Source organism: Phycisphaerae bacterium (assembly GCA_035384605.1).
In the GTDB taxonomy this organism is placed as follows: Bacteria; Planctomycetota; Phycisphaerae; order UBA1845; family PWPN01; genus JAUCQB01.
The window spans coordinates 1-20,012 of the sequence record DAOOIV010000099.1 but is presented as its reverse complement, the minus strand read 5'-3'; the positions used below and the strand labels follow the sequence as shown (position 1 = coordinate 20,012).

The window sequence follows — 20,012 nt, the reverse complement described above, 5'->3', positions numbered from 1 at the left end:
AGCACACTCGCAATGTATGCCCACGGAGCCATCCACGTCTTGAGTGACCACTCCAGCGCGTTCTTGAGCCCGCCCCAGTAGATCTTGTGCTGCATGGAACTGGCGAACGTCATCTTCTTGAACGGGCCTTCGAAGTGCCAGTTTTCCCGGGCGGCCTCCGTGTCGCCGACGATCTCGATTTGCGAGGGATCGCCGCATCCCAGCCCCAACTCGTGGGCCAACCGGATGAACCTGCAGTCCTGCATCGGGTCAAATCCCATCAGTCTGGCGGCTACCGCGTCGATTGCGACCTGGTCGGCCGAGGCCAGAAGCACGTTCTTGACGTAGGGCACCATGCAGCGAGGCCCAGGCCCATCACCGGCGAAGGTCCCGTCCATCACGGCAAAGACGCCGCGGTGGATCTTCTTCTGGATCATCAGCAGGTCCACGAGCGTCTCGTGGATCACCGGGTGCGTCCAGTGTCGGTGTTCGTTCAACAGGCCGCCAAAGGCGTTCTTCATCGCACCGGTCGTGGTCGTGAAGACGTGCGTCTTGATCGTCGGCAGGTGCAGGATATTCTCGCCGAGGAATCGACGAGGAATCGTGAACCCCTTGGGGTAAACCTCGTTGAGGCACAGGAAGCTCTTCGTCAGGTCGCCCACCGCGTCGCGGATGTTGATCCACTCCTCACCTTCGTAAAGATGTACATTCCGCAGTCCGTGGGCCCGAACCACGTTGAGTTGCTTGTTTTCCCGCTCCCCCAGGTGAGCATCGATGACCACCGTCCGGTTGTGGCACGCATGCATCAGTCTCGGGTCATACCCGTCCCGCTTCATTGCCCGGATAACGCCCTCAAGCTGCCAGGGAGTGGTGCTGCTGCCGGGATAGAAGAAATGCCAGGAGATATTGACTTTCAACGCGGTGTCGGCGGACGGGTCAATGACATCGCGATATCCGGCCAGGTTCATGAGCTCATGATAGTCAGCCAGGACGGTCGCGGGTCGCGTGCGCAGTATCGCCACCTTGGAGCGTTCCATCAGAGTATTCTATGCTCCTTGACGGCTTTCAGCAACGCCGCGCAAAGATAAGGCGTGCGCGGCTGGTCCCGAACACGCCTGGGTTGACGATGAGGACCGTTCAACAGGACGGATGGGTCGATCGCTCAGGCTTTGGCCAACAGATCCTCGACCGACTGGCGCAGCCGATCCATCCGGAACGGTTTGTTGATGAAGTCTTCCGCGCCGAAGGTCTCGGCGCACTCCTGGTAGCGCTTGCCCTGGTTGCCGGTAATCATGATCACGAACGGCTTGGTCCCCGGCGGTTTGCGGGCCTTGAGCTTCTCCAGAACCAGGAATCCGCTCCGCCGCGGAAGCATGGCATCGAGGATCAAGAGATCGGGCTTCTTGGTCATCGCCAGGTTGACGGCCGTATTGCCGTCGGAAGCCGTGGTGATTTCGGCCCCGCTTTCCTTGAACAGCTCGACGATCGCGGTCAGTATATCGGGATCGTCGTCCACAACCAGAATGGACTTTCCATCATACGGTGCTGCCATATGTCATAATCCTCCGGAGGCAATTCCAGTGTAGCATGTCGTACTGCGTGTGATACATGCGTGGCTCTTGTATGAGAGTATATCCGCTTCCGCTCGCACATGCAACAATCCGCCCGGCTTTGGCACGCTTTAGGGAAAAAGCCCCTGCTGAAACCGCACAGGGGGGAAGGACGGAAGGCTGTCTGCTCGTCGCGGGTTGCGTAACGGGAAAGTATCCTGTACCGATAAGCTGAGGTGTGCCTGCAAGACGGCCCCGGAGATCCAAGCATGACCACCGTTAACAAAGTCTGCATTCTGCTCGGGCTGGCACCCACCGTGATTGTCCTGCCGGGGTGCCGCTCTCCTGGGTCCCTTCGGCCAAGCGAGTATCTGGTCGTTGACCTCCTGGATGAGTTCGGCCTCGACCAGCCCAGCGATTCCTGGGAATTGGCCACACCCGATGCCTGGCGAATCGGTTCGGACGGGCAAAGACGATTCCTTCAGGTTGCCGCCTTGTCAGCCAGTCCCGACAAGCAGCCGCCTGCTTGGGAATCCGCAATGCACCGCAAATACAGGTTCCGCAACTTCAGCCTCTCCGCCTGGCTGAGGCTCGAGCAAGCCGTCGGCAACCGTCCGTGCAGCGCCTCCATCGTCTTCGGCTGGCGGAATGACCTGAATTGCCTTCGATTGGACCTATCGGACCTCTCCGGCAAAGCAGACGTCGCACTGGTCCAGGTAACCGACGGTCAGGTCATCCGGCTGGCTGCCGCGGCCTTGTCTTCCAGGCCCGACTTCACGCGAAAGGAATGGCACCAGATCGGCATTCTCCGAAACCTCGATACTGCGACGGTGGAGGTCTATATCGACGAGGCCGACAAGCCTGTGCTGCGAGCCAGGACGACCGCGCATGAATGGGGTCGGTTGGGACTTGCCTCAACGACCGGCGGCGCGTCGTTCGGACGGGTCATGATCAGCGGGGAGGCGCTGCCCGCCCAATAGTCACACGAGGAATCCCCGATTGCCCTACCGTCCCGTGGGGTCAGACGGCTTCCCATCCGTCGCCCGTCAGCACTCGCTCGCCGCCCACCGTTTCGGCCGCCGGGCCGAGTCCGCTGTTTGACGGCAACTCGACGATCGTCGGTAACGCCACTTCTGCATTAGCCGCTCGACTGAGCCACAACAGTGCCGCGTCGCATTGCAGCCGGGCGTCCTTCGTCACCGGCGGTCGTCGCATTCGCAGCCGATATTCGGCTAGATCCAGGGTCAGCCGCTTCAGCATTGCTACCAGTCCCGGCTGCCCGCCGACGTCGATCGGCACCGCGAAACGCCGGCCCAGATAGCTGTCGATTTCCGCCTCGGCCGCGAGCCTTGCTTCAGTAACCTTGTCCTCGTCCGGCTGTCCTGAGCCGGTGTCGTCCGTCAGCTCGATATAGGTCGCCGTACCCAGACGTTCTTCGATGTCCGCGTTGGTCGCGTAAGACATGAGACTCTCCCGTCATCACTGGCCGGGAGCGGAGGCAAGTTCAGCGCCCCAAGCCCGCATCGCCGCCCTTGCCCCTCGCTCCACGTCCCTCTGGTCAGTTGAAGACAACCCGCACCGCGAACTGCCAGTACCCGTAGATCACTCGATACCGCGCCCGCACACCGAAGAGCCACTTCTCTCGCTTGAAGCCCTCTTCGCTTTCCTCCGCCAGAGCACCGAACTCGATCGGCTCGCGATCCTGGAAGATGAAGGGCCGCACCACGCCGTCGGTCTTGAGCAGGTACCAGGTGTCTGCTGCCGAAAGGCCCGGCAGCGAGATTACTCTGGCGACCCCCGACAGAACATTCGTAGTCTGTCCGATCATCGCCGCGCTCACCGTCTCGAGGGCCGTGTACAGCATGGAAGGCGGAACGACACAGACAAGGCCCTCGGGGCTCAGCGCCATCGGTTCTCCCTGATCGTCCTTAAACGACAGGAGCCGGCCGATCGCCCGCTTGAGGGCGCCTTTCATTTCCTCGCTTGTCGGGTCGTTTGGCAACGAGGTGTCGTATGCGATGTCATTGTCTTGCGTCCCTGACTGTCCCGATACGTGCGAATGGCTGAAAAAGGGCACCCCATCGTAGCTGTTGAAACCGGCCGTGCCTCCGTTGATCAGAAGCTGCGCAAGGAGGTAGTCCTTGTGCGTGGCCGCCCGCTGGGCCAGCTCGCCGACCCGGATCCGGATCTGACCGGTCTGGTCGTCTGCGATCTCATCGCGATCCACTTCGATGGTCGCCTCATATTTGAGGTTCTCGACCGAGTAGCTCTCGCTCCGCAATCCCTTCGCCAGCCGGCCGGTGCCCCACTCTCGCATCCGCGGCACCGTGCCGAGCCAGCGGTATGTCTCTGAATCCGACGTCGACGGAATTCGTGTCGACAGATCCTGGTAATAGGTCGTTACCTTCCCCATCCGATCAAAGAACTCGCTGCGGAGTCCCTTGGTCAACAATCCGGTGTTAATCACCGCCATGGCTGCTTCCTTTCCGTTTCACAAACACCCTTGAGGCCATTTGATCCTTACGCAATGCGCTTCGCCGTTACCGACCATGCTTTGGCTCCAATGCACACCAATGTGATGGAGTCGTAAATGGCATCCATCTCGGCGTTGCTGGCACCCCCGTCGATCGTTCCGGTCGCTTCCGGCAACACCGTGATGACCCCCGTTGCCCCGGCGACCTTGATCAGCATCACCCATTTGCCGACGTCGCCTGCCGTCACCGCAGGCAACTGGAGATTGCGGGCGGAGGTCCCATTGTTAACGGCCACAATCCTGCCGAGTTCCGAGGCCGCCAGGCTGACGTTCCCTCCCGTGGCGTCCTTGGTGACAAACGCATGCCGCAGCCCTGCGCTGACCAGCTCGCCGGTCATCGTGCCGCCCGCGAGAGGCGTCGGCGTGACCTGGATCCGGAGCACAATGCGGTTGGCTGCCGGCGCGTCAATTTGATGTCCCACGAAACTGTTGCCGGCCGCCGTCATGGTCAGCGTGCCGTCGTCGGAGGCGAAAACGGCGGCCCGGTTGTTGATTCGCGAGGCGGAGGCCAGCACATGCTCGAAGTCACCGGTCGTAAACACCCTCACCATCACGGCCCCGTCGTCGCCGCCCGAGTTGTCCGCCTCCTCGTAGGCAATCCCAGCGAACGGATCACCGCCCGACAGCGCTCTGGCGTATCCGCCGCTCAGACCGACAAACCCGCCCTTGAAGATCCGCGCCCCGCCCTTGACCGGCAGCGATCGCAGTTCCTGGTCCACGTACCTGTCCAAGTCCCGATTGGCTGTAAGCGCCATGTTCTTCTCCTTCCTCTCCGCAAGCGGCGGCCGCGAATCGGTCAACCGCTTGACGAGACGATCTTCTCACTTCAATCCTCACTCAGCTCGAGCCCGGCATCACGCAGCGCATTGCGTATCCACGCCTGTTCGCTGGTGATCAGAGCCAACTCCGGTCGCGAGCGGAACTCAGCCCGCGCCGAGGCGATCACCGCCCACCGTCGCTGATTAGCCGTGTCTTCGCCGGCCGGAGGGTTGATCCGACCGGGGACAACAAGAACCGGAGCCGTCTTCAACCATTCCTCGAAGGTCTCCGGATGCTTCATGGCCAGCGACAAGGCCCACTGCCGCTGCGCTTGCGTCAGCTTGCCCGTCCGCATGGCTTCAACCACTCGCTCCTCCGCCCCGCGACGAACGGACTCGGCTGCCAACGAGGCCAACCTCGCCTCTGCGGCGATCAGGATCTCCCTGGAATCGCTGTCCTCCGGAAGCCCCAGCCGGCGTCGAAGTGCGTCGGCCTCCGCGCTCAAGCAGTGAGGCGATGATTGCCCCTCACCCGGGTCTGCCGCACGTGAGACCTCGTTGTTGACAATCGCCTTCATCCCGACGATCGCCGGTTTGTTCGTCAGCGCTGCCGAATGCAGCGCAACCATCCGCCGGTCGCTCTTGCGCACGAGCACCACCGGCGACAGATAGCGGTACTCCTTTGCGGACAGCCTTTTGCGAGCAGCCTCGGTCCACTCCACGTCGGCGAAGAGGCCGGGTTCTTCGGCAGCCTCTCCAGGCTCGACCACCGACAATGCGCGAATCCATCCTGCTGCCGGGGCCTGTCCGCTGGGTGACGCGTATTCGCCGCCGAGGCTCTGATGCTCGTAGTCGACCGGGATGTCCGTTCCGTGGGCCCGAAACGCTTCAATCACCAGCTTGGCCGATTCACCATCAACCACGAAGGTTCCCTTCGCGCTTTTCACTTCGCCCCACGGTGCCACCAGCACACGCGAAGGGGGGCCCTGTCCCTGCGGCAGGGCCGACTGAATCAGAACTCGCTCGCCAAGTTCGTCCGGCGGCACGGCGACGGTACCTGCCGGCTTCTCACCGACGTCAGCCATATGCACCTCCATCCTCACACCTGGGTTGCCCGGTTATTCCATGCCGTCCAGGCCAACGGCCGGCCGGCTCCTCCCGACCTGACGCAACAAAATCACGCGCCCTGCTCCGGCAACCGCCGCATGAACGGAGCAGGGGCAATGCCCCCCCAACGGCAAGGGAGCAACTCGATGTGATTGGTGCATTCGGCGATTGAACGTGACGGCCGGCGTTTCAGCGGGCCGAGGCTCAGCTCAAAAATGAGAAAGGATGTCCAGGGCCGTGGTTCTGCGGCTGCGGAGGATCACGATTCTTGCTCGGCCGACGAGCCTTGGGAAGAACGCGACTCAGCGTATTCCTGCAATCGTTTCAGGTGTGCATCCAATACGGCAAAGACCTTGTCGATCTCGGCGAAGTCCTCTTGCTTGGCCATGCTTTCGATCTCCTCGGCCGCCCGGCGGGCGGATTCGGCGCAGACGTTGGCCGCCGATCCCTTCAGCCCATGTGCAACCAAGCGGAGCCTTGCGGCGTCCCTGGCCGCAATTGCCGTTTCCAGATCCTTTCGAATCTGGGGTATGGTCTGCACGAAGAGCCCCAGAACCTCCTCAAATAACTCGCGCTCCCCGCCCAGGTTTTCCATGGCCTTGGTGAAATCCACCGGACACCCATGCGTCGGCTCCGGCACGCCTGCCGTTTCGTTCGTAGTCTGTTCGTTGTTCATGGCATTCTCTCTTGACCGAGACCCCTTGCAGGGCAGCTTCCGCAAAAGATTGCGCAGAGCCCCCACGTCGATCGGCTTGGGAAGGTAATCATCCATCCCTGCCGCAAGGCACTGTTCACGATCACCTTTCATCGCGTTGGCCGTCATGGCCACGATCGGCAGATGGCCGCCTGTCCGGCGCTCCCGCTCACGAATCGCCGATGTGGCCTCGAAGCCGCCCATCACCGGCATCTGAACGTCCATCAGCACCAAGTCGAACGCATCCTCGCCTTCACGCGCAAGAATCTCCAGGGCTTCCTTTCCGTTGTTCGCCACTGCAAGCGGACAACCGAATTTCTCCAGGATGCGGACTGCCAGCTTCTGATTCACCTCGTTGTCCTCAACCAGCAAGACCCGCGGCATCCGCCGTCCGGCCTCGCCGGCCTGCTCCGGTTCGCTTTCCTGCACGACCGGAACCGGGCTCCTCAAGCCCAACGCTTCCATGATCGCATCCATCAGCTCCGAGCACCTGATGGGTTTGGTCAGGTACACGGAGATACCCAGTTCCCGGCATCGGGCCACATCCTCCTGCTGCTTGGCGGAGGACAGCATCATGATCGTTGCGCCGGCCAGGGCAGGGTTCTGCCTGATGCGCTTGGCCAGTTCAAAACCGTCCATTTCCGGCATCATGGCGTCCAGGAGAATCAGGGGGAACGGCCGGCCGGCAGCCTTGGCCTCGTGCAGCAATTTCAGGGCCGCCTCGCCCCCGCTTGCCGATGTCGGTTTCATGTTCCAGCGATGCAGCGTCCTCTCAAGCACGCAGCGATTGGTCTCGTTGTCGTCGACAATAAGGACGGCCAGATTCCGCAGGCTGGAGACGGTTTTGGAATCGGACGGACCGGCCGACGTCCCGGATTGCCAGAACTCTGCCACGAAATGGAACGTACTGCCCTGGCCGGGCTCGCTCTCAACCCAGAGTCGTCCATTCATCAACTCGACGAGTTTCGCCGACACCGCCAGCCCCAGGCCGGTACCGCCGTACTTGCGCGTTGTCGAGCCGTCCGCCTGCGCGAACGCTTCGAACACCATCTGCTGTTTCTCGCGAGGAATCCCGATCCCCGTATCCGCGACCGAGAAATGCAGCAGAATTCGATCCTCCGAATGAGCGGACAGCGCATCGAGCTTCTTCCCGGTGCCCGGTCCCAAACCGACGGGAGACGCGGCCGGGTTCCACAGATCGCAGCGAACGACGATCTCGCCCTTTTCGGTGAACTTAACCGCGTTGCCTAGAAGATTGACGACGACTTGCCGCAGACGAACAGGATCGCCCACCACCATGCCGGGAACCTCGGGAGCGATGTCGCACACCAGCTCAAGCCCCTTCTTATGGGCCGCCAGCGCGTGCGCCCTGGCGGTGTCGCTGAGACTCTCGCGGAGATCGAAGGGGACACGCTCCAGGTCCATCCTGCCCGCCTCGACCTTCGAGAAGTCGAGAATATCGTTGATCACCGCGAGCAAGGAGTTTGCCGACTCTTTGACGATCTGCAGCGACTCCCTCTGATCCACCGTCAGATCGGTTTCCAGCATGAGTTCCGTCATGCCCATAATGGCGTTCATCGGCGTGCGAATCTCATGACTGACGTTCGCAAGGAATTCGCTCTTGGCCCGGTTGGCGGCCTCCGCGGCGACGCGGGCGCGCTCGAGATCGTCGACCATGTTAAGAGACGCGAGCCTCGCCTCCTCGAGCTGCCTGGCACGCTCGGTGACCTCGCGGTTGGACCGCTCCAGTTCCTCCCGGGCGCGAACCATGTCGGTCACATTCATGATGCTCAGCAACACACCGGCATAAGCATCACTGTCGTACAGCGGCTGAAGCCGCAGGACCACGTCCTGGTCCTTGATCCGCTGCTGCATGGTCACCGGCTGGCTGCCTGTCTGACGACGAAAGCCGTTCACAGTCTCTCGGATACCTTCCACGAACGACCCGCCGCGGAAATCCCACAACGACCGCCCGACGATGTCCTCGCGGCTCCCGCCGACAAGATCCACGAAACGAGGGTTGGCTTCGATGATCCGATCGTCAGCCTCCGCGAAAGCCACGCCCTCATCAATATTCGCCAGGATCGTGTTCAGCTTCGCGGCTTCGATCCTCGCCGCCGCTTCCGCCTTGTGCCGCTCGGTTACGTCGTCGAAGGCGATACCAAGACGATTGCCGGGCATTGCGAAAGCCCGAACCCGAAACACGCCGCCGAAGATTTCGCTTCGGTACTCTAACTCCTCGATTTCGAGCGGATTGCCGGTCCGAATAACGTTGAGCAGCGCATCGAGGAGCGCGTCCCTCTTCAGCTCCGGCCACAATTCCCCGAAACTCTTGCCCAGGCACTCATCCAAGCGAACGCCCGTCAGCCGTTGGGCTTCCGGGTTGCCGCCAAGAAGAACGAAATCGTCCGGAGGGTTGTATCCGTAGATGAACAAGCCTGAGGGAATCGCCCTCATGATGTCGGCCGCCATTCGCAGCGATTGTCGAACCGATTCTTCCGCGCGCTTACGCTCGGTCATGTCGCGAATGATCGCGAGAAGAACCGGCCGGCCCGACATGGACAGAGACTTGAGCCAGATCTCGGTGTCAACCGTCCTCCCGTCCCGTCGCTTGAGGGTCCAGTGACAGAACTGCGGGGTACCGCCAAGGGCGGCCCGGATGTTTTCTTGGGCCGTCTCCGCCGAGAGCCGACCGTCTTTCTGCCTGGTCGGCGAGAGGTCCTCGAATGATCTGCCAGTGAGCTCCTGACGTGAACAACCGAATAGTTTGCACGCTTGCGCATTGCAGTCAACCACAACGTCCGTGAGAAGCAGAATGGCATCCACTGAGCCGTCAAAGAGCAACCGGTATTTGCCCTCGCTCTCGCGGAGGTCCTGATTCGTGCGTTCGGCCACGGCGAGCGCCGCCCTGGCCGCCGACCTGCTCCACAGCGTCGCAAACATCAACAAGCCGACGGCCGTCCCGACAAGGAACACGGCCATGCCTATCCCACGGCTCCAGGGCGACGCAAACGCCGGGAGGCTTGCCGCGCGCATCGTGAAGATCGAATCACCGACCTTCAGCTCCGCGTACTTCTCAAACATGGGCGAAGATTCAGAGCGCAGCACCGCCGGCTCACCTTCGGAGGCATAGAGGATCGTCTCACGCGAAGCGCTGATTCCTTCGAAAACATCGATGCTCAAGCCGATCGAGCGGCATTGCGCTGCAAGCCCCTGGGCCAATCCCTTCCCGCCGACGCACACGCCGACCCAGCCGATGAACTGTCGGCGGGACTGCTCACCCTCCACCTGCCCCGGACTCACCCGGTAGACCGCCTTCAGCATTCGGTATTCCGGGCATCGGTTGCCCGACTGGGCGGCAGGACGCCTGATGCTGCCTTCAACCTGACCCGTATAACGGGCTCGTTCGGCCGCCGCCCTCCAGAACAGGTCTTGGGCCATGTCGAGCCCCAATTTGATCCCGTTCGCCTTGGGCGGAAAGACGTATCGAACCGGCATGTACGTCGGCCTGTCGCCTTGAGGGTGCACCTCAAATCCCGCGGCGCCTTCAGCCCGACATTGCCGGACGTACTCCTCCAGCTTCTCTCGAGGCACGCGTTCGACAAAATACAGCGACTCCACCACCTTGTTCTCGTCGTCAGTCAGGGCGTTTCCCGCGAAATGCTCCCACTCCGACTCCTCAACCTGATTACTCGACTCGAAAAGCGCACAGACCGACCGCACGGCGTGCTCGCTCTGCCGGAGTCGTTCCTGAAGCACCGACCGAATACGCTCCACCTCCGTGTCAAAGCGGGCCCGATCTTTCAGTCGCATCTGCTCCACGGCGACGGACCGGGCGAAGATTGCCAAGAGAACGGCGCATGCCAGAACGACCCACGCCGGCCAACGATCGCGCATCAACAGGATTTTACGAAACCGTTTGCCCATCAAAGATCCCTGACCATACCCGTTCTCTGCCCTACTTTCGTGCCGCCTCCACGAACGACAGGTCGTACGGCTCGTCCAGCCCCGCCGCCCGGGCCATCTCGTTCACCTGTCGTTTGAGTTCGATCATTCGCAGCTCCCGGCCTACGGCCAGACGATTGAACTGCTCGAGCTCGGCCATGTTCTTCCTGAGCTGACGCTCCGCATGCTTTTGGGCGGTGATGTCCCTCTGAATGCTGCCGAGACATATCGCGTCGCCCGTCTGCGGGTGTCGAATCAGGAAGAAGCTGATCTGCATGGAAATCCTGGTTCCCGTCTTGAAGTGCTGAAGCTCGCCGTGCCACTCGGCGCTTCCGCTCTTAAGCACCCTGGGCAACTCCACCTCGCGAACACGCGCCCACTCTTCCGACGGCATATAGTCCGCGATGGTCGTTCCCGCGACCTGTTCGGAACCGTCGAGCCCCGCGATCTCGCGGCCGCTCCTGTTGAGGTACAGCACTCTGCCGTCGAGCGAGCACATCATGATCAGGTCGCTGCTGTTTTCTACGAGGGACACGAGTTTCTGCTGTTCCTCTTCGGCGTGCTTTCGCTCGGTGATGTCGCGGACGATTCCCGTGAACGTCCTGCGGTCTCCGACGGCCGTTTCGCTGACCGCAAGATCCATGGGGAACGTGCTGCCATCCTTGCGACGTCCCTGGACTTCCCTTCCTCGGCCGATCAGTTGCGGATCACCGGATCGCAGGTAGGCCTTGATGAATGAATCATGGCTTTCGGCGTAGGGCGACGGCATGAGCATGCTCACGTTCTGCCCGATGACCTCGGCCGCCGTCCATCCGAACACTCGCTCGGCGGCCGCGTTGTATGATTCGACGATGCCCCGCTCGTCGATGGTGATGATGCCGTCGGCCGCGGTGTCGAGAATCGCCCGAGTCCTGGCCTCGTTTCTTTCCAGGGCTACGGTTCGGTCGTAGACAAGCTTCTCCAGGTTCTGGGCATAATCCTCCATCTTGTCGGCCATGTTGTTAAAGGCCTTCGCCAGAATCCCCACCTCGCCGGGCGCGTCTTCGCTTGCCCGATCCGACAGATCACCCTCGGCGATCGCGCTGGCCGTTTGTACCAGCCCGGCAATCGGCCTCACAAGCTGCCGGACCATGACGACGGTGATTGCCAAACCGACGCTGAGCAGCATCACCGTGATCGCGACGCTGTAGAACGCATCTTTCGCAAGAACCTGGTAAACGTCGTCCAGCGTGTACGCCAGGAGCACAAACCCGACGGGCTCCGACTCGCCGGGCTGCTTCGCCTCCTGATCGTCCAGACCTAGATCCAATTGCTGGCCCACCGGCCAAATCGGTACAAGGGCGAGACACTGTCTCGGCGTGCGAAACACGCGAAACGATTCGCGAGTGAGGTTGCCGCGAAAGGCCTGCGCCAGCCGCACCTGCGTTTCGAGGACAAACTGCGGCTTGGCCGCCGACTCGGCCAGCACCTTGCCCGTCTTGTCGAGTACTTGTGTCAGCTCGACGCAGTTACTGGTGGTCGCCGACTGGACGAGATGCTCGAGGGATTGCACGTCATTCAGGAGGACGTAGGGCTCGGCGCTCAGCCCGATGAAGCGCGCGTTCATCACTGCGTGATGTTCCACGGCCTCGATCGAGCTGGTGAAGTGCCGCCACATCAGCGCGGCGCAGACCGCTCCCACCGTGCCCAGCAGCAACAACGCCGCCAGCATGATCGCGCGGCCTTTCAACCCCACTGAACCGAGAAACGCCATCCGGGATGCCCCCGTTTCCCCTTGCCGACACGAGACCGGGGCGGCACACGGCTCCAGGGGTCCATCCTGCCAGAGTGGACAATGACAAGACCCCGGGCCTCGTGTGACGCACGATGCTCCGTCTCTGCATCGACCACTTGGCCCGGCATGTTTGGCCTGAAGGGCAAATACACAGGTCTCAGAATGCGCGCAGGCCCAGGAACTGCGCCGGTCAGCCGCAGCAGGAACGCGACAACGAGCGATAATGACTGCGGTCCGCCTGATGGGCACGGCCGGGCCGCAGTGGCACCGCAAGCTCCCGTGGTTCAATCCCGGCCGCCCGAGTCTTTAACGTCCGGAAACAACCCTTGGCATCGTCCCTGCATCACCGCTACAGTATGCCCCAAGGACCTGAGCAGAACCTGATTCTGAGGGTGTACCAATGAGCGATTCGCCCGTGGCACTGGTTACCGGGGCCGGACAGGGCATCGGCAGGGGCATCGCCCTGCGGCTGGCCCGCGAAGGCCATATCGTGGTGATCAACGACGTCGTTGCTGATCCGGCCAACACCGACCACGGAGCCTACGAGGTCAAGAGGACCATCGAGGCGGCCGGCGGGCGAGCCGAGGTTTTCAAGGCGGACATCGCCTCCGCCGAACAGCGTCTGGCGATGATCGAATTCATCGACCTGCAGTTTGGCCGGCTCGACCTGCTGGTTAACAACGCAGGCGTCGCCCCCAAGCAGCGAGTCGACATCCTCCAGGCCGGCGAGGAAACCTTCGACCGGCTCATCTCGATCAATCTCAAGGGGCCGTATTTTCTCACCCAGCTTGCAGCCAACCGGATGATTGCCTGGAAAAAGGCCGGTCGGATCACCACGCCACGGATTGTGTTCATCACGTCGATCTCGGCGTACACGTCGTCGCCGGCCCGGGGCGAATACTGCGTCTCCAAGGCCGGCCTCTCCATGGCTGTCCGGTTATACGCCGATCGTCTCGGCGAACACGGTATCCCGGTCATCGAGATACGTCCCGGCATCATCCAGACGCCGATGACCAGCGTGGTCAAGGACAAGTACGACAAGCTCATCGCCGAGGGTTTGCTGATCAACCGACGATGGGGCTTGCCGGAGGACGTCGCCGCCGTGGTTGCTGCGGTTGCCCGCGGCGATCTGGACTACTCCACCGGCGAGAGCATCGAGGTGAGCGGCGGATTCAACGTGCGGAGACTGTGAGAGACACCATGATTCCGAGAAGCAGTGCTGATTTGAACGGTCTGAGCATCCCCGTCTACTCGCTCAACACGGTGATCGTCGGCAGTGGCGCAGCCGGCCTCAACTGCGCCTGCCGGCTGTTCAGGGAACTTGAGGAGATGGGCATCGAGAATCCGGCCGATCACCTCGCCTTGGTCACTCGCGGAATCGGACTGGGCACCTCAAACAACTCCGGTTCCGACAAACAGACCTATTACAAAATGGGAACCGGCGGGGAGCCCGATCGTCCGACCGACTTCGCCGATACGCTGACGGCCGGAGGTTGCACTCACGCAGACGTCGCATTCATCGAAGGAGCCAACTCGCTCCGCGCTTTCTACAGGCTGGTCGACTTGGGTGTTCCTTTTCCCCACACCGCCGACGGCGTTTTCGTGGGTTACAAGACCGACCATGACCCGCGACAACGCGCGACTTCCGCCGGCCCGTGGACTTCGCGATTCATGGTCCGCAAGCTGCTCGCCGAACTGGAGCGCTACGGCATCCCCGTTTTCAATCGCCATCACATGCTCGCGGTCGTCACCGGACGGGAAGAAGGTCGACAGGCCGCCTGCGGCATTCTCTGCGTCGACCTCGCCCGCCAGAACGACGACAATCACGGCCTGGTGCTGTTCAACGCCCGCAATGTCGTGGCTGCCGGCGGCGGGCCCGGAGATTTGTACGAGATCTCCGTCTATCCCCCGGGACAGATGGGACCCTATGCCGCCCTGTTCGAGGCCGGCGCGGAGGCTCATAATCTCACTGAGTCGCAATTCGGCCTCGCCTCGCTGCGCCCGCGATGGAACCTCTCAGGAACCTATCAGCAGGTCATCCCCCGTTACTACAGCACCGACGCCGACGGCGAGGATGAGCAGGAGTTTCTTAACCCCTGGTTCGACTCCATGTCGACGCTCGCCACCGACATTTTCCTCAAGGGCTACCAGTGGCCCTTCGACCACGACAAGATCGCCAATTTCGGCTCGTCGCTGATCGATATCCTCGTTCAGAATGAGATGGTCAACCGCGGCCGCCGCGTCTTCATGGATTTCCGCGAGAACCCGCGTGCCACCCAAGGGCTTGAGGCCTTCAAGCTCGCCGACCTCAAGCCGGAGGCCCTCACTTACCTGCAGAAGTCCGGGGCCATACAAGCCACCCCGATCGAGCGGCTGGCACACATGAATCAGCCGAGCATCGATCTCTACCGACAGATGGGCGTCGACTTGTGGAAGGAACCGCTCGAAATCGGAGTCTGCTCGCAGCACTGCAACGGCGGTTTCGCGGTTGACGTCTGGTGGGAATCCACCGTACCTCATCTTTTCGTCATCGGTGAGCTGGCCGGCACGCACGGGGTCAAACGGCCCGGCGGCTCGGCGCTCAACGCCGGTCAGGTCGGCGGGACCCGGGCCGCTCAGCGCATCGCGCACGTCTACCACGGCGGTGGCCTGCCGCTGGACGAATTCGTTGGCCGTGCTCAAGCCGTCGTCCTTCGTTTTGTCACCGAGATCGGTCGCATTCGAGCGGCAGGTACCCAGACCTCGGACTGCGCCGAGGTTAAGAAACAGATTCAACGCCGCATGAGCCGATACGCCGGCATGGTCCGCTCGCTGGCCGGCGTGAGCAGGGCTCTGGAAGAAGCTCGCAGCCAGTGGCGCCAGATCCGAGATCACGGCTTGCGGCAGGAAACCGCCGGCTACGCCCAAGCCATCGAAGTCCGCGAGTTGGCCCTGGCACAACTGGGTTTCCTGGAAGCGATCCTTGCGTTGCTCAAGCGCGGCAGCGGCTCTCGCGGGTCGCACCTTGTGACCGACCCCAAAGGCGCCCTGCCGCATCCGAAGCTCGGGGATGAGTGGCGCTACATCCCCGAAAACCTTGCCCTCCGAAACGAGATCATGGGCGTGATTTACCATCCCGAAAACGACGCCTTCGAGACGCGCGTCAGCAAGCCCCACGGACGTCCTGAACGCGAATCCTGGTTCGAGAACACCTGGACCGAATACCGCCGTGCGACCATCTTCGTACGCGATCCGGGCGACCACCCCAGACCGTGCAAGATCTATCAGGAGTAACCGACACGAGCTCGCGGTCGGGGGCAACCTATGCGCCGGCCGCAGGCCGTTCACCCGCGGGAAGCCTTCGCCGGCCACTCAACCACACACAGGCACGCGGCGGCCTTGCGACCCTCGCAGCGTCAGATCAAGACCACTGAACATCCGGACGTTGCGGAGACGGCTCGTTGCGATATAGTGGGGCTCCGGTTTTGAGTCCGGACGAACCAAGTGCATCGGCGAGGAAACAGCCGTTGGCTTTCAAGCGTATCGTCGAATTGTCGTACCCGATCATCCCCGGCCAAGCGGGGCGCAAATTCGACGTCGAGAAGATCGACGCCGACGCCGTCGCCCCCGTTCCACGGCTGCCCGGCCAGTGGTACATCATGCACAACGTGGTCATGGTCAACCACCTCGGCACGCACATCGAGGTTCCCTACCACCTCCGCAAGGACGGCTTGGACCTGACCGAGTTCCCGGTGGAGAACACGATCGGAACGACCCGCCTGCTCGACGTAGGCCATCCGCCGCCCGGCCACGGCCTGACGCTCGAGGAGATCAAGAAGGCCGCGATCCTGGCCGGCGGCGTTCAGCAGGGCGAAATCGTGTTCCTGCGCACCGGCTGGGACAAGGCTTGGGGAACCGACGAGTACCTCAAGAGCCCCTGGGTACGTCCCGAAGCCCTGGCTTGGCTCGTCCGCCAAGGCATGGTCATGTTTGGAATTGATGCCGCCGGCGTCGAAGAGTTGAGCAACACGAAACACGAGTCGCATTACGCCCTCTTCGACCACAACGTCGCCCTGATCGAGAACCTCTGCAATCTGGATTCTCTCGGCAAGCGCAAGACGTTCATGAGCGTCTGCACGCCGATCGCGGTCAAAGGTCTCGAAGCGTTTCCGATTCGTGTACTGGGGATTCTCAACTATGGCCAATTCCAGGTTTGACGGCAAAGTGGTCATCGTAACCGGCGGGGCCCGCGGCATCGGCAGGGCCATCGTCGAATCATTTGCCCGCGAGGGAGCCAAGGTGGGCATCGGTCATTCCGGACGCTCGGAGGACGCCGCTCAGCAGATCATCCGAAACATCGGCAAGGATCGAGCCGTCTCACTGCCCGGCGACGTGGCCGATGCCGGGGCGGTCAAGGCCATCCTTGACAAGACGATCTCCACCTTCGGCCGCCTCGACATCCTCGTGAACAACGCGGGAATCTGCCCGTTTCGAGACGTTCTGGATGTGACCGTCGAGGAGTTCGATCGCGTTCAAGCGGTCAACACCCGCAGCATTTTCCTGATGTCCCAGGGTGCGGCCCGCTTCATGAAGGATCACGGCGGCGGGGTCATCGTCAATATCACCAGCATCAGCGGCGAGCGGTTCACCGATCCGCAGCAATTGGCCTATTGCACGAGCAAGGCGGCGGCCAACATGCTCACCCGTGGCCTGGCCGTCACCTTGGCCCCCTACGGGATCCGGGTCAACGCCGTGCTGCCCGGCACCATTCCCACCGACATCAACCAGGACGTCCTCGCCCGGCCGGGCGTTGCCGACGCCATCATCAGGCAGACGCCTCTCAAGTGCCTCGGTGAGTGCAGCGACGTCGCGGCGGCCACTCTGTTCCTGGCCGGCGACGAAGCCAAGTGGATCACAGGTACGCTCATGGTCGTCGATGGCGGCGTCATCGCATAGGTGTGCGCGACGAGATGAGGCAGGGCAGCGTCGAGGTCGCCGCCGCGACCAAGACCTGCCGTCTTTACTGAGACACCACCACCTGTGCGTTTCGCCGTTCGCGACGGAACAATGCCCATTCTCAGTTCTGCATTCGCCATTCTTCATTCTCCAGCATTGCCGTACGCAACGCTGGAGGCTACTACCGTACTTCCGGCAGCTTGGGGAACGCTTCAATCCAGCGACGCTGACCGCTGAGCATCTTGAAGAAGCAGAAGGCAAAGTAATCCATGTCGTCGATGTTGTTCGCGTCATAGAGCTCGGCCGACGTCTGAGCGATCGCATCGGCCACTTGGTTGAGGCGGGCGCTGCCGTCGACGTAGCCGGCAATGACCCCGCCGCGATGGGGCCACACTCCTCGCTGTTGCCGCTTGTCACGCTTCGAGATGAACATGCAGGACACCAGTGATTCCTGCTTGAGTGAGTCGAGGCGGGCGTGCAGCCGCTCTCCCTTGGGGTAACGGTCGATCTGCCCTGCAATCGCGTACATGTACCCGGTCGCGACACGCTCGACGCCGCCCCCGGCCGAGAAGTTCTGCCAACCTTCCGGGTAGATGTGCGGAAACTCCTTGTTCGACGGGCAGTAGAAGATCGCCGGATCCTTGATCTGCCGGCTGCCGTAGAGCACGCCCAGGTGAACATAACCTCTCGGGTTGTAATACTCCTGCCGGACGATCCAGGTAAGGCTGGCATTGAACCACGGCACGCTGAACGGGATTTGACCGGCGTACTGCATTGCGTACATGTGCACTCCGGTCATGATCTGCTTCTGGTTGCTCGCACACACCGACCGCCGGGCCTGCTCACGGGCCTTCGACAAGGCGGGGATCAGAATCCCCACCAGCAAGGCAATAATCGCGACGACCACCAGAACCTCAATAAGCGTGAAGGCTTTGACCCTCACTGGGCAACCTGGCAAACGTGAACCGCAAGCGAGTCTGTTGACGACTGCCACCTGCGACATGCTCGACTCCCCGTGTGCCCAAGAACCAACACGGCTCATCAACTTGGCGACTCTCGCCGGGACGAGAGTCTCTACGCCCCCTTGTCGACCAAACTTATTGTATTCTGTAAACAAGCGATTGGCAAGCCCGGCTCATTGCTCGCACAGGGCGCCTGTCTCCGAGTGACTGGCGGGTTCCGTACGCCCGGTGTCGTTGAAATCAGCCGCGATGTGCCAGTTGAACAAGCCATTGAGGAACTACTGCTTCTGGCAGAGCGCGCTTTGCACGAGGAAATCGAAGAACGCGTGCTCTATTTGCCGTTGTGATTGAGGTTGAGCGGAGTAGGACTCGATTGGGGCGCGGTCGTCTGAAACACCTTGGCAATCTCCAGCAGAAACAGTCGACGGATCGCGTCGTAGCCCCGGTCGTTGGGGTCCTCCAGGTTCATGTAATACCAGTAGTGAGGGTCAGCCCAGCGATAGTGGCGCCGCCACGGCTGCGTGCAGTAGATGCCATGGCCGAGAAACTCGCTGTGGATGTCCACCAGATGCACGTTCGGTCGCTGCCCGGCATGGCGGGCGATGATCTCGTTGTATGCCGCGAGAACCTTCATCGCGTCGGGCCAGGCGGGCAAACCGGCTCGCGTGGCGTCACCAACCCCGTCGGTCGGGTCGTAGATGTTGGCCAGAAAGATGTGACAGCCGCCCGGAAAGCACTGCTCGATCCGATCGAGCATGCTCTTGAGCCGCTCATCAAATGCCGCGATCCAGGGGCGGGCCTGCTCGAAAGTGGCGCCGTACATCGCCCCCTCCTGAGGGGGGCTGTGACCGTAATTGTGGATGATGTCGTTGCCGCCCGTGGTCATGACCACCAGGCCCAGTACCTCCGGCGGCTGCACCTCCAGGCGGGCAAGCTGGCTCGTCAGATGGTGGATGGACGTGCTTCCGGAGACCGCCAGCTCAAGCGATTTCAGATTCGGCAACACGCTGCCGAGACAGATCCCCTTCATCTCCGGGGACTCGTCGGCCGGGTTCGAGATCAGCATGTCGAAGTAGGAATGCCCCTCGGATGCCCCAAAACCGTCGGTGATGCTGTCGCCGATCCCCACCAGAAGAACCGGCCGCGACGTCCAGACGGCCTGGAACATCTCCCTCGGAACGACCGGCCCCGCCGGTCCCTCGCCGATCGGCAAGCTGAACCAGAAGTGCTTGACCGCAAATGCGGCAACAACGCAGACTGCCGCGATGACAAACAACCGCACCGGGCGGAGCCGCCTCCGGCTTTTGGGGACGGGAGTGGAGTCCTGACTCGTGGCGTTGTCTGCCATTCAAGTCCTCTTGGCTGATTGGCTGGAGAGATTCGCAGCCTCCTGCCGCCTGTGGATGATGCGCTTTGAGAGTCTATGAAGTCCACCTCGCTGCCTTGCCCCCCAGTCACACAAAGATCGTCGCAGGTCTGCAGGACTGGGGTATGTCTTTGACTCAACCTAACGCTGTTTTCGCGGCCAATATCGAGCAAGGGCTGGGACAGTTGTGCAGGATTCCGCCCAAACCCGATAGGTGGTTGAGTCGGATGCATACCCCAATTGCAGGAAACCCCTTGTGGGTCGGACGTCTCGCGCCGAATTCCTCCTTGGGCATTCATTGTGGTGCCGACGCCCTCGTCGGCACGTCTGACACATCGCTGGCCCCAGAATCCTTTCTGGGGCCTTCTAGTTGCCCCTGCTCCGCTGGCCCCAGAATCCCTTCTGGTGC

The 20,012-nt window shown here is 61.9% G+C and carries 16 protein-coding genes; 6 read left to right on the top strand and 10 right to left on the bottom strand.

Going from position 1 to position 20,012, the window contains the following annotated elements; genetic code table 11:
• Both PLL20_17385 and PLL20_17380 read right to left on the bottom strand, forming a co-directional pair.
• A partial coding sequence (locus PLL20_17385; GenBank protein ID HPD31768.1) for a DUF362 domain-containing protein occupies window positions 1-1,016 on the bottom strand: 1,016 nt, incomplete at its 3' end.
• Window positions 1,017-1,141: 125 nt separating this feature from the next.
• Window positions 1,142-1,531 (bottom strand): response regulator, encoded by a 390-nt coding sequence (locus tag PLL20_17380; GenBank protein HPD31767.1) that lies wholly within the window; start codon window positions 1,529-1,531, stop codon window positions 1,142-1,144.
• A gap of 267 nt (window positions 1,532-1,798) precedes the next feature.
• Here PLL20_17380 and PLL20_17375 point away from each other — a divergent pair, with 267 nt between their 5' ends.
• Window positions 1,799-2,509 carry a hypothetical protein gene (locus tag PLL20_17375; protein ID HPD31766.1) on the top strand — a complete coding sequence of 237 codons (711 nt, stop codon included), beginning with the start codon at window positions 1,799-1,801 and terminating at the stop codon, window positions 2,507-2,509.
• A 40-nt stretch (window positions 2,510-2,549) separates the two neighbouring features.
• On the opposite strand, the gene PLL20_17370 is transcribed toward PLL20_17375, so the two are convergent.
• From PLL20_17370 to PLL20_17345, 6 genes are all read right to left on the bottom strand, one after another.
• Window positions 2,550-2,993: a DUF1320 domain-containing protein gene (locus PLL20_17370; protein HPD31765.1), complete on the bottom strand. Its 444-nt coding sequence runs from the start codon at window positions 2,991-2,993 to the stop codon at window positions 2,550-2,552.
• A 94-nt stretch (window positions 2,994-3,087) separates the two neighbouring features.
• Window positions 3,088-4,002 (bottom strand): Mu-like prophage major head subunit gpT family protein, encoded by a 915-nt coding sequence (locus tag PLL20_17365; GenBank protein HPD31764.1) that lies wholly within the window; start codon window positions 4,000-4,002, stop codon window positions 3,088-3,090.
• Window positions 4,003-4,049: 47 nt separating this feature from the next.
• The gene (locus tag PLL20_17360) at window positions 4,050-4,817 is read right to left on the bottom strand and encodes a hypothetical protein (GenBank protein HPD31763.1); all 768 of its coding nucleotides are present in this window, start codon (window positions 4,815-4,817) and stop codon (window positions 4,050-4,052) included.
• Window positions 4,818-4,888: 71 nt separating this feature from the next.
• Entirely contained in the window at window positions 4,889-5,905 is a 1,017-nt protein-coding gene (locus PLL20_17355; GenBank protein ID HPD31762.1) for a phage protease, read from the bottom strand.
• A gap of 281 nt (window positions 5,906-6,186) precedes the next feature.
• Window positions 6,187-10,548, bottom strand: coding sequence for a response regulator (locus tag PLL20_17350; protein ID HPD31761.1), 4,362 nt, complete (start codon window positions 10,546-10,548; stop codon window positions 6,187-6,189).
• A 31-nt stretch (window positions 10,549-10,579) separates the two neighbouring features.
• Window positions 10,580-12,319 carry a PAS domain S-box protein gene (locus PLL20_17345; protein HPD31760.1) on the bottom strand — a complete coding sequence of 580 codons (1,740 nt, stop codon included), beginning with the start codon at window positions 12,317-12,319 and terminating at the stop codon, window positions 10,580-10,582.
• A 421-nt stretch (window positions 12,320-12,740) separates the two neighbouring features.
• On the opposite strand from PLL20_17345, the gene PLL20_17340 reads away from it, so the two are divergent.
• From PLL20_17340 to PLL20_17325, 4 genes are all read left to right on the top strand, one after another.
• The gene (locus PLL20_17340; protein HPD31759.1) at window positions 12,741-13,532 is read left to right on the top strand and encodes a 3-ketoacyl-ACP reductase; all 792 of its coding nucleotides are present in this window, start codon (window positions 12,741-12,743) and stop codon (window positions 13,530-13,532) included.
• Window positions 13,533-13,540: 8 nt separating this feature from the next.
• The gene (locus tag PLL20_17335) at window positions 13,541-15,613 is read left to right on the top strand and encodes an FAD-binding protein (GenBank protein ID HPD31758.1); all 2,073 of its coding nucleotides are present in this window, start codon (window positions 13,541-13,543) and stop codon (window positions 15,611-15,613) included.
• 233 nt (window positions 15,614-15,846) lie between these two features.
• Window positions 15,847-16,536: a cyclase family protein gene (locus tag PLL20_17330; protein HPD31757.1), complete on the top strand. Its 690-nt coding sequence runs from the start codon at window positions 15,847-15,849 to the stop codon at window positions 16,534-16,536.
• Window positions 16,517-17,275: an SDR family oxidoreductase gene (locus tag PLL20_17325; GenBank protein HPD31756.1), complete on the top strand. Its 759-nt coding sequence runs from the start codon at window positions 16,517-16,519 to the stop codon at window positions 17,273-17,275. The genes PLL20_17330 and PLL20_17325 overlap by 20 nt, the downstream gene beginning before the upstream one ends.
• A 181-nt stretch (window positions 17,276-17,456) precedes the next feature.
• On the opposite strand, the gene PLL20_17320 is transcribed toward PLL20_17325, so the two are convergent.
• Entirely contained in the window at window positions 17,457-18,278 is an 822-nt protein-coding gene (locus PLL20_17320) for a DUF1559 domain-containing protein (GenBank protein HPD31755.1), read from the bottom strand.
• 81 nt (window positions 18,279-18,359) lie between these two features.
• On the opposite strand from PLL20_17320, the gene PLL20_17315 reads away from it, so the two are divergent.
• Window positions 18,360-18,584 carry a hypothetical protein gene (locus PLL20_17315; protein ID HPD31754.1) on the top strand — a complete coding sequence of 75 codons (225 nt, stop codon included), beginning with the start codon at window positions 18,360-18,362 and terminating at the stop codon, window positions 18,582-18,584.
• Here the strand turns inward: PLL20_17315 and PLL20_17310 are convergent.
• On the bottom strand, window positions 18,569-19,585 hold the full coding sequence (locus PLL20_17310; GenBank protein HPD31753.1) for an SGNH/GDSL hydrolase family protein: 1,017 nt from the start codon (window positions 19,583-19,585) through the stop codon (window positions 18,569-18,571). The two genes, PLL20_17315 and PLL20_17310, sit on opposite strands and share 16 nt — an antisense overlap.
• Window positions 19,586-20,012: the final 427 nt, after the last annotated feature.

What these genes read in the sequence shown, in the direction of transcription:
- PLL20_17380 (HPD31767.1), bottom strand. Translation starts at nt 1,531, where the DNA reads ATGGCAGCACCGTATGATGGAAAGTCCATTCTGGTTGTGGACGACGAT.
- PLL20_17375 (HPD31766.1), top strand. Translation starts at nt 1,799, where the DNA reads ATGACCACCGTTAACAAAGTCTGCATTCTGCTCGGGCTGGCACCCACC.
- PLL20_17370 (HPD31765.1), bottom strand. Translation starts at nt 2,993, where the DNA reads ATGTCTTACGCGACCAACGCGGACATCGAAGAACGTCTGGGTACGGCG.
- PLL20_17365 (HPD31764.1), bottom strand. Translation starts at nt 4,002, where the DNA reads ATGGCGGTGATTAACACCGGATTGTTGACCAAGGGACTCCGCAGCGAG.
- PLL20_17360 (HPD31763.1), bottom strand. Translation starts at nt 4,817, where the DNA reads ATGGCGCTTACAGCCAATCGGGACTTGGACAGGTACGTGGACCAGGAA.
- PLL20_17355 (HPD31762.1), bottom strand. Translation starts at nt 5,905, where the DNA reads ATGGCTGACGTCGGTGAGAAGCCGGCAGGTACCGTCGCCGTGCCGCCG.
- PLL20_17350 (HPD31761.1), bottom strand. Translation starts at nt 10,548, where the DNA reads ATGGGCAAACGGTTTCGTAAAATCCTGTTGATGCGCGATCGTTGGCCG.
- PLL20_17345 (HPD31760.1), bottom strand. Translation starts at nt 12,319, where the DNA reads ATGGCGTTTCTCGGTTCAGTGGGGTTGAAAGGCCGCGCGATCATGCTG.
- PLL20_17340 (HPD31759.1), top strand. Translation starts at nt 12,741, where the DNA reads ATGAGCGATTCGCCCGTGGCACTGGTTACCGGGGCCGGACAGGGCATC.
- PLL20_17335 (HPD31758.1), top strand. Translation starts at nt 13,541, where the DNA reads ATGATTCCGAGAAGCAGTGCTGATTTGAACGGTCTGAGCATCCCCGTC.
- PLL20_17325 (HPD31756.1), top strand. Translation starts at nt 16,517, where the DNA reads ATGGCCAATTCCAGGTTTGACGGCAAAGTGGTCATCGTAACCGGCGGG.
- PLL20_17320 (HPD31755.1), bottom strand. Translation starts at nt 18,278, where the DNA reads ATGTCGCAGGTGGCAGTCGTCAACAGACTCGCTTGCGGTTCACGTTTG.
- PLL20_17310 (HPD31753.1), bottom strand. Translation starts at nt 19,585, where the DNA reads ATGGCAGACAACGCCACGAGTCAGGACTCCACTCCCGTCCCCAAAAGC.